Origin of the sequence: Ferrovibrio sp. (genome assembly GCF_035304305.1) — a bacterium.
In the GTDB taxonomy this organism is placed as follows: domain Bacteria; phylum Pseudomonadota; class Alphaproteobacteria; order Ferrovibrionales; family Ferrovibrionaceae; genus Ferrovibrio.
Map to the genome: position 1 here is coordinate 39,927 of NZ_DATGQG010000057.1, position 8,008 is coordinate 47,934.

General features: G+C 65.9%; 8 protein-coding genes. 4 read left to right on the forward strand and 4 right to left on the reverse strand.

The window, feature by feature from the left end; translation table 11 throughout:
- Positions 1–2: 2 nt before the first annotated feature.
- A complete protein-coding gene (locus VKZ87_RS07610; protein WP_324220651.1) occupies positions 3–854 on the reverse strand; it encodes an SPOR domain-containing protein in 852 nt (283 codons plus the stop codon).
- Positions 855–857: 3 nt separating this feature from the next.
- Positions 858–2,597, reverse strand: a complete 1,740-nt coding sequence (gene argS / locus VKZ87_RS07615; RefSeq protein ID WP_324220652.1) for an arginine--tRNA ligase — start codon at positions 2,595–2,597, stop codon at positions 858–860.
- A 171-nt stretch (positions 2,598–2,768) separates the two neighbouring features.
- Here argS and erpA point away from each other — a divergent pair, with 171 nt between their 5' ends.
- From erpA to VKZ87_RS07630, 3 genes are all read left to right on the forward strand, one after another.
- Positions 2,769–3,149 (forward strand): iron-sulfur cluster insertion protein ErpA, encoded by a 381-nt coding sequence (gene erpA / locus VKZ87_RS07620; RefSeq protein ID WP_324220653.1) that lies wholly within the window; start codon positions 2,769–2,771, stop codon positions 3,147–3,149.
- 127 nt (positions 3,150–3,276) lie between these two features.
- Complete coding sequence (locus tag VKZ87_RS07625; protein ID WP_324220654.1) at positions 3,277–4,068, forward strand: exodeoxyribonuclease III; 792 nt, start codon at positions 3,277–3,279, stop codon at positions 4,066–4,068.
- A 146-nt stretch (positions 4,069–4,214) separates the two neighbouring features.
- Entirely contained in the window at positions 4,215–5,255 is a 1,041-nt protein-coding gene (locus VKZ87_RS07630; protein WP_324220655.1) for a hypothetical protein, read from the forward strand.
- On the opposite strand, the gene recQ is transcribed toward VKZ87_RS07630, so the two are convergent.
- Complete coding sequence (recQ, locus tag VKZ87_RS07635) at positions 5,252–7,117, reverse strand: DNA helicase RecQ (protein ID WP_324220656.1); 1,866 nt, start codon at positions 7,115–7,117, stop codon at positions 5,252–5,254. The two genes, VKZ87_RS07630 and recQ, sit on opposite strands and share 4 nt — an antisense overlap.
- A gap of 143 nt (positions 7,118–7,260) precedes the next feature.
- On the opposite strand from recQ, the gene VKZ87_RS07640 reads away from it, so the two are divergent.
- Positions 7,261–7,455, forward strand: a complete 195-nt coding sequence (locus VKZ87_RS07640) for a hypothetical protein (protein WP_324220657.1) — start codon at positions 7,261–7,263, stop codon at positions 7,453–7,455.
- 62 nt (positions 7,456–7,517) lie between these two features.
- Here VKZ87_RS07640 and VKZ87_RS07645 read toward each other — a convergent pair.
- Positions 7,518–8,008 (reverse strand): Ig-like domain-containing protein (locus VKZ87_RS07645; protein ID WP_324220658.1); only part of this gene is annotated, 491 nt, incomplete at its 5' end.

Sequence of the window (8,008 nt, forward strand, 5' to 3'; positions counted from 1 at the left end):
CGCTAGCGTCCGACAACGATGCAGCCCTGCTTCTTGGCGGCAAGCTGTTCGCAGATGCTCTGCGCGGCGGCGCGATCCTTCATCGGTCCGGCCTGGAGGCGCACGAAGCTGCCCTTGCCGGGAATGTCGACGCTCTCGTAGCTCGGGGTCAGGCCGCCGAGCAGATCGCCGTATTTCTTCTGCAGTTGGGTCCAGGTGGACTGCGCGGCAGCACGGTCCTTGAGCGATGCGAGCTGCACCTTGGCGCTGCCGCCTGGTGTTGCCGTCACTTTGGGTGCAGGCGCTGGTGCCGGTTCTGGTTTCGGAGCCGGTGCAGCTGCCGTCTGGGACGGCGCAGGACTGGTCGCCTGCGGTTGTGATTCCGCCGTCGCGCCGGCCACCGGCGTCGCGCTCGGCGCATCGGTGCGGTTGGGAATGGCGGATGAGGAAGCAGGCGCCTGGTCGGGTACAGCGCTGGCAGCCGGCCGCATCGGAATGGTGACGGACTGGTTCGGCGCGGTGGCCGCAACATTCGGCCGTTCTGGCGGCGGCAGCAGCCGCTCGACCTTGCCCGCAGAGGCCGTGGAATTACCGTCGAGCCGCTCGTAGATCAGCTTGTCCTGGTTCGGGATCTGCATGCCGCCGGGATTCTCCGGAGCGACTTTCGCCGGGGTCTGATCCGCCCGCACCAGCGGCGGCGCGCCGCTGGCACCGCGTTTCACCCCCTGATCATAGGCAAACCAGATGCCGATGCCGAAGGCCGCAACGGCGCCCAGCGCCACGACGGCAGCAATGGTCTTCTTCGGGCTGGACATGCGTTGTTCGGCCTGGCCGGGGACCGGCCGCGAACTTCTGTCCGTGCGCAGATCGCTCATGATTCACCTCATCTCTTCGACGGGCGTCACGCCCATCACCGACAGGCCGGACGCGATCACCACAGCCACGGCGCGCAGCATGGCGAGCCGCGCCCGCGTCAGCTCCGGATCGTCCGGCAGCAGGAACCGCACGCTGGTGTCGTCACGGCCCACATTCCACAAACCATGAAAAGCCGCCGCCACTTCCTGCAGGAAGAAAGCAACGCGATGCGGCTCATGCGCCTCGGCGGCGCCTTCCACCAGGCGCGGCCAGCCGGCCAGCAGCTTGATCAGGGTCAGTTCCGAGGGGTGGGAGAGTTTCGACATGTCCGCGCCCGCCAGCGCCGCATCGGCTGTATCGATGGCCGGAACCTCGGTCTTCGCATTGCGCAGCACCGAACAGATGCGCGCATGGGCATACTGGACGTAGAAAACCGGATTGTCCTTCGACTGCTCGGTGACCTTCCTGAAGTCAAAATCGAGCTGCGCGTCGTTCTTGCGCGTCAGCATGATGAAGCGGACGACATCCTTGCCGACTTCATCCACCACGTCACGCAGCGTCACGAAGGTGCCGGCACGCTTGGACATGCGAACCGGCTCGCCGCCGTCCAGCAGGTTGACCATCTGTACCAGCTTGACGTCGAGATCCGCCTCGCCGTTGGAAATCGCCTTCACCGCGGCCTTCATGCGTTTGACGTAGCCGCCGTGATCGGCGCCCCAGACGTCGATCATCCGGCGGAAGCCGCGGCGATACTTGTCGTCGTGATAGGCGATATCGGCACCGAAATAGGTCCAGGATCCATCGGACTTCTTCAGCGGCCGGTCGGTGTCGTCGCCGAACTCGCTGGCCTTGAACAGGGCCTGCGGCCGCGGTTCCCAGTCATCGGGCGTCTTGCCCTTGGGCGGTTCGAGCACGCCGGTATAGATAAGGCCACGCTGCTGCAGTCGGTCAAACGCGCCCTGCACCGCACCGCTGTCATGCAGCGCCTTTTCCGACGAGAACACGGCATGATGGATGTTGAGCGCCGCGAGATCGTCGCGGATCAGATCCATCATCGCATCCACCGCCTCACTGCGGAACAGCGGCAGCCATTCGGCTTCCGGCGCCGCGCGGTAACGCTCGCCATGCTTTTTCGCCAGCGCCGCGCCGACCGGCTTCAGGTAGTCGCCCGGGTAGAGTCCTTCCGGAATGGTGACGGTTTCGCCCAAAGCCTCGCGGTAGCGCAGATGCGCCGAGCGGGCCAGCACATCCACCTGCGCGCCGGCGTCGTTGATGTAGTATTCGCGCGTGACCTTGAAGCCGGCTTTCTCCAGCAGCGCCGCCAGCGCGTCGCCGAATACCGCCCCGCGGCAATGGCCGACATGCATCGGCCCGGTCGGGTTGGCCGAGACATACTCGACATTCACCGGCTCGCCCGCACCCAGCTGGCTGTCGCCGTAGGTCTGGCCCGCCTTCAGGATCACGCCCACCTGGCGCTGCCAGTAGCCGGCATCGAGCCGGAGATTGATGAAGCCGGGGCCGGCGATCTCGACGGCCATGACGCCGTCCAGCTTTTCCAGCAGGGGCTTGATCCTGTCCGCCAGCGCTCGCGGCGCCATCCCGGCCGGCTTGGCGATCACCATGGCGGCATTGGTCGCCAGGTCACCATGGGCGGGATCACGCGGCGGCTCGACGTTGATCGCCTTCAGCGGCAGTTCGCCGGCCAGCCCCAGGCTTTCGACGGCGCGCACAACTTCGCGGCGGAATTCGGTGTAAACATTCATCTTGGCAGGCTTTTCTATGCGATCCTGAATCGGGCCGGACACTATCGATTGCGCCTGCCGCCCGCAACGCGCCCGACCGGTGGACAGACGGGCAAAATTGACTTCCCGGCGGGGGTACCTACATTACCCGGGAGTTTCGCAAATTATTGGTAAACCGAGCGTAAATTCCCGATGCCTGAAGCAGCTGCCCAGTCCCAGGCTTCCGCCGCGCCCGCGGCGGCGGCCGATCCCGTGACGGTAACCGCCGCGGCGGCGCGCCGTATCCGCAAGGTGGCCGAGGCCGAGGGCAATCCGGGCCTGGGTCTGCGCATCAGCGTATCCGGCGGCGGCTGTTCGGGCTTCCAGTATGGCTTCACCCTCGATGACGCGGAAACCGCCGACGATGTGGTGATCGTCCGCGACGGCGTGCGGGTACTGATCGACACGATCTCGCTGGAATATATCCGTGGCGCCGAAATCGACTTCGTCGAGGATCTGAGCGGCGCCGGCTTCCAGATCCGCAACCCGCAGGCCGCCTCCAGCTGCGGCTGCGGCAACTCCTTCGCGATCTAGCCCACACTGCCCCCCTGCCACGCAGGTCTGCCAGCGGATACCGCGGGCGGAAGCGGTGGTTTGTCCGGGGCTTTCGACGCGGGGGCCGGCCCTGTAGAAAGGGAAACCCATCGAACAGGGAGTTCCCATGCGCATCGCCTCCTGGAATGTGAACTCGATCAAGGCGCGACTGGCCAATGTCACCGAATGGGTGCGCCAGGAAAAACCGGATGTACTCGCCCTCCAGGAAATCAAATGCCAGGATAAGGATTTCCCGGCGCTCGAGTTCGAATCTATGGGCTATTCCGTCCATGTGCATGGACAGAAAAGCTATAATGGCGTCGCGATCCTGAGTCTGCTGCGCCCCGACGCGGTGCGCATCCGCCTGCCCGGAGACGATGCCGACGAGCAGGCGCGCTATATCGAGGCCGATATCGCCGGCATCACCATCTGCAATCTGTACCTGCCCAACGGCAATCCGCGGCCGGGCGAGAAATACGATTACAAGCTGCGATGGATGGCGCGGCTGCGCCGGCGCGCCTCCGAGCTGCTGGCCGCGGAGACCCCCTTCCTGATGGCGGGCGACTACAACGTCTGCCCGGAGGATATCGACGTCTACGATCCGGTCGCCTTCGCCGATGACGCGCTGTGCTGGCCGGAAACCCGGCAGGCCTACCGCGCCCTGCTCAACCTCGGCCTGACCGAGGCCTGGCGCGCGCTGCATCCGGGCGTGCAGGATTACACCTTCTGGGATTACCAGGCCGGATGCTGGCCGAAGAACCACGGGCTGCGGATCGACCATTTCCTGCTGTCGCCGCAGCTCGCCGACCGCCTGGTCGCCTGCGAGGTGGACCGCAGACCTCGCGGCAGGGAAAAGGCGTCCGATCATACCCCGATCGTCTGCACCATCGCGGATGCGGACAAGCCGACTGATATATGAGTAAGCCTGACTGATATATCAGTTGGTCGAGGGTTACCAATAAATAATGCGAAAGATCATAATGTTACCGGATTTCTAAAAGACACGTTAACGATTTCGGCCCATCCTCCCTTCATGTGATTCACGGGGTGAAGGGAGGGTGCGCAATGGGACTGAAGCTGCCGCTTTCCGCAGCCCTTTGCGCCCTGTTTCTGGCGGTTTCCCAGCCTGCCTCTGCCCAGATATCGGTCGGCCTGTCCACCACCTGCCAGCCCGATCCCGCCACCTGCCAGCGCGGACTCGCCAGACCGGAACTGCCGAGCGGCGACTTCCGGCTCTTCACCTTCGATGAAGCCCTGCTGCGCATCTCCGCCGATCCGCCGCCCGTCCGGCGCCGCTCGGTGCTGGCGGAAGACCCGGTGCCCAGCATCAGGGGCGTCCATTTCAGCCGCGACCGTTCCTGGCCGGACGGCGTCGTGGTGATCCCGCGTAACATGATGCAGGCCTCCTACGACCGCCCGGTACCGGGCAGCGGCCTGACGATTCTTGGCAGCAGCGCCATCGCCGACCGGCCGGCGGCGCATCATACCGATGGCTGGAGCAATGCCGCGCGCAGCAATCTCGGCGTCTCGTTCAACGACTACGGTATCCGCCTTACCGTGAATCCGGATGTGGAGGCCAACTGGGGCATGCGGATTTCCGACCGCATGCGCTACGGCGTGACCAATCAGCTCGATACCGACCTGCTGAACGACGTCACCCTGTCCTTCTATTCCCGCTATGACGGCTATTCCTTCAGCGAGGACTGGCGCGACTACGACGAACTGCAGAATTTCGTCACCCTGTCCTACCGCCTCGCCGGCGGCGAGGTCGTGAGCATCGCGATGCGGGACATCAGCGGCACCAACAGCTGGGAAGACTGGAACCGCACCGGCCCGGCGCTCAGACTGGATCTGCCGATTGCCGAGCGGGTCCGGCTCACGCTGGACAACGAGCTGCTCTACGCGCGGCGGAATTTCCATGACGACCAGGCGCCCTCGATCGGCTACCAGCGCAATCACGACCTGCAGATCAGCTGGAGCCCCGCGGCGTTTGCGAAATACGCCCTGAACGTCATCATCGGTTACACGCTGAACTTCGACAGCGCCGCCGAACGGCAATACGCCCAGCACAACGCCGCCCGCCTGGGCCTGACGATGCGGTTCTAGGTCTCCTCGTCCGCCAGGATGACGTCGAGAAACACCTGGCCGAAGCGGTCCAGCTTCGCCTGGCCGATACCGTGGATGTCGCTCATCTGGTAGAGATTGCGCGGCCGCTTGACCGCCAGCTCCAGCAGCGTGCGGTCGGAGAACACCATATAGGCCGGCTGCTGCAGGTCCGTGGCGAGCTGCCGGCGCAGGTCCTTCAGTGCGGTCAGCAGCCTCTGGTCCGCCGCCGACAGCGCGGCCTCCGCGGCTGCCGCCGGCGCCGCCCTGCCCTTTGCCGCCCGGCGCGCCCGCAGGCTGTCGCGGCGCAGCTCGATGCGCTGCTGCCCCTTCAGCACGGCGCGTCCGGCATCGGTGATGAACCAGCCGCCGTGACCCTCTATCTCGAGGTCGATCAGGCCGGCGCCGTAAAGCTGGCGGAAGATCGAGCGCCAGGTGTGGGCATCATGCTCCCTGCCGACGCCGAAGGTCGGCAGCCGGTCATGCTCCAGCCGCAGGATGGCGTCGGTCTGGTTACCCAGCAGGATCTGCACCAGATGTTCGGTGCCGAACCGCTGCCCCGTCCGCGCCATGGCCGACATGGCCATCTGCGCCTCCCGGGTGCCATCGAACAGCGCGACGCCGTCCTGGCAGAGGTCGCAATGGCCGCAGGGCTGGGCCATCTCCTCGCCGAAATAGGCCAGCAGCGTCTGCCGCCGGCAGCGTGGACTTTCGCAGAGCGCGATCAGCGCATTGAAGCGCTGGCGTTCGATCCGCTTGCGTTCGGGCGGCGAATCGCCCTCCTCGATCTGCAGGCGGCGGAAGCGCATGTCGTCGAGGCCGTAGAGCGTCAGCGTCTCGGCCGGCAGGCCGTCGCGACCGGCACGGCCGATCTCCTGGTAATAGGCTTCCACGTTGCGCGGCAGGTCGGCGTGGCAGACATAGCGCACGTCCGGCTTGTCGATCCCCATGCCGAAGGCGACCGTCGCCACCATCACCACGCCGTCCTCGCGCAGGAAGATGTCCTGGTTCTCGTCGCGCTGCGCCTGGTCCAGGCCGGCATGGTACGGCAGGGCGCGGTGGCCCATGGCGGCAAGCGCCGCGGCCAGGTCCTCGGTGCGCCGGCGCGACGAGCAGTAGACGATGCCGTTCAGGCCGCGCCGGGCGGCGATGAAATCGCCGATCTGCTTCCTGGCGCTGGCCTTGGGCTGCATCATGAGATGCAGGTTGGGCCGGTCGAAGCTGCGGATGAAGGTGCGCGGCCGGCTCTCCCCGAACAGACGGGTCACGATATCCGCCCGCGTCGGCGCGTCCGCCGTGGCGGTCAGCGCGATGGTGGTGACGTTGCCCAGCGCGCGCCGCACCTCACCCAGCCCGAGATATTCCGGGCGGAAGTCATGGCCCCATTGCGAGACGCAATGCGCCTCGTCGATCGCCAGCAGGCCGGGCCCGGAGCCGTGATTGCTCCGCTGCAGCAGCGCCACGGTTTCCGGACGCACCAGCCGTTCCGGCGCCACGTAGAGGATCCGCAGGCTGCCCTCGCGCAGCTGGCGGAAGACGCGGGCATTCTCCTCTTCCGAATTCGCCGAATTGAGGCTGGCGGCATTGACGCCGTAGCCCTGCAACTGCCGCACCTGGTCCCGCATCAGCGCGATCAGCGGCGAGACGACGACAGTCAGCCCGCCGCTCACGATCGCCGGCAGCTGGTAGCAGAGCGACTTGCCGCTGCCGGTCGGCATCACGGCGAACACATCCTCGCCGGACAGCAGGGCGGTGACGATTTCCGCCTGGCCTTCGCGGAAACGCTCGAAGCCGAAGACCGAGTGAAGCGCCGCTTCGGCTTCGGCCAGCGGCGAGGATGCGGAAACGGGTAACGGAACTGCCATGCCGGACGGGAACTCGAGATGTGCCGATTCGCTGTGTCCCCAGCCTATCAGGGATAGGCGCCCGTCGCGATGAACCGGCCCGGGCAGACAAGGCCGGAACAAGCGGCGCAGTGACCTGTTGGCCTGCTGACAAGGAGGAGCCCATGCCACAGAACCATGCCGACACCGTCCGCCATGGCGGGCCGGGCAGCAGCCAGCAGAATGCGAAGAATCCGGAGAAAAGCGCGGCGCCGCGGCCGCTCTCCCCATCCGACCGCAAGGAGAAGCACAGCAACGTTTCCGGCGGCGGTGGCGAACGCGACATCCATCATACCCGCGATCCGCGCACGAAATCCTGAGCCAAAGAAAACGGCCGCCGGAGAAGACCCCGGCGGCCGCATTGCACTTCCTGGTTGGTCGATCAGGCCAGCAGCACGTCGAAATGCACCAGACCGGTGTCGCTGCTGCCGTCCCGATCGGTCACGGTGTATTCCACCGCATCCTTGCCGGTGAAGCCGGCCGGCGCCTTGTAGATCGCCGTGCCGCTCGTGGCATCCCAGGACACGCTGCCACCCTTCACGGTTGTCGCGTCGATCGCCGCCACCTTCAGGCCGCCATCCTTGCCCACGTCGTTCATCAGCAGATACTTGCTGTTGAAGTAGTAGGCCTTGCCGGCAACCGCCTTGTGGAAGTCGTCGGCGACGATGACCGGATGCCCCGTGCCGGTGCCCGGCGTGGGCTCGGTCGGGTTCGGCGTCGCGGTGCCGTTGCCGACCTGGATGTAGACGGTACCGGTATCGAAGCTGCCGTCCTTGTCCATCACCGTGTATTCGATGGAGTCCTTGCCCTGCCAGTCCTTCAGCGGGGTGTACTTCACCGTGCCGTCGCTGCTCCAGCTCACGCTGCCGCCGG

Excerpts from the sequence above, each read along its gene's own strand:
- erpA (WP_324220653.1), top strand. The coding sequence starts at position 2,769 with ATGCCTGAAGCAGCTGCCCAGTCCCAGGCTTCCGCCGCGCCCGCGGCG.
- VKZ87_RS07610 (WP_324220651.1), bottom strand. The coding sequence starts at position 854 with ATGAGCGATCTGCGCACGGACAGAAGTTCGCGGCCGGTCCCCGGCCAG.
- recQ (WP_324220656.1), bottom strand. The coding sequence starts at position 7,117 with ATGGCAGTTCCGTTACCCGTTTCCGCATCCTCGCCGCTGGCCGAAGCC.
- argS (WP_324220652.1), bottom strand. The coding sequence starts at position 2,597 with ATGAATGTTTACACCGAATTCCGCCGCGAAGTTGTGCGCGCCGTCGAA.
- VKZ87_RS07630 (WP_324220655.1), top strand. The coding sequence starts at position 4,215 with ATGGGACTGAAGCTGCCGCTTTCCGCAGCCCTTTGCGCCCTGTTTCTG.
- VKZ87_RS07625 (WP_324220654.1), top strand. The coding sequence starts at position 3,277 with ATGCGCATCGCCTCCTGGAATGTGAACTCGATCAAGGCGCGACTGGCC.
- VKZ87_RS07640 (WP_324220657.1), top strand. The coding sequence starts at position 7,261 with ATGCCACAGAACCATGCCGACACCGTCCGCCATGGCGGGCCGGGCAGC.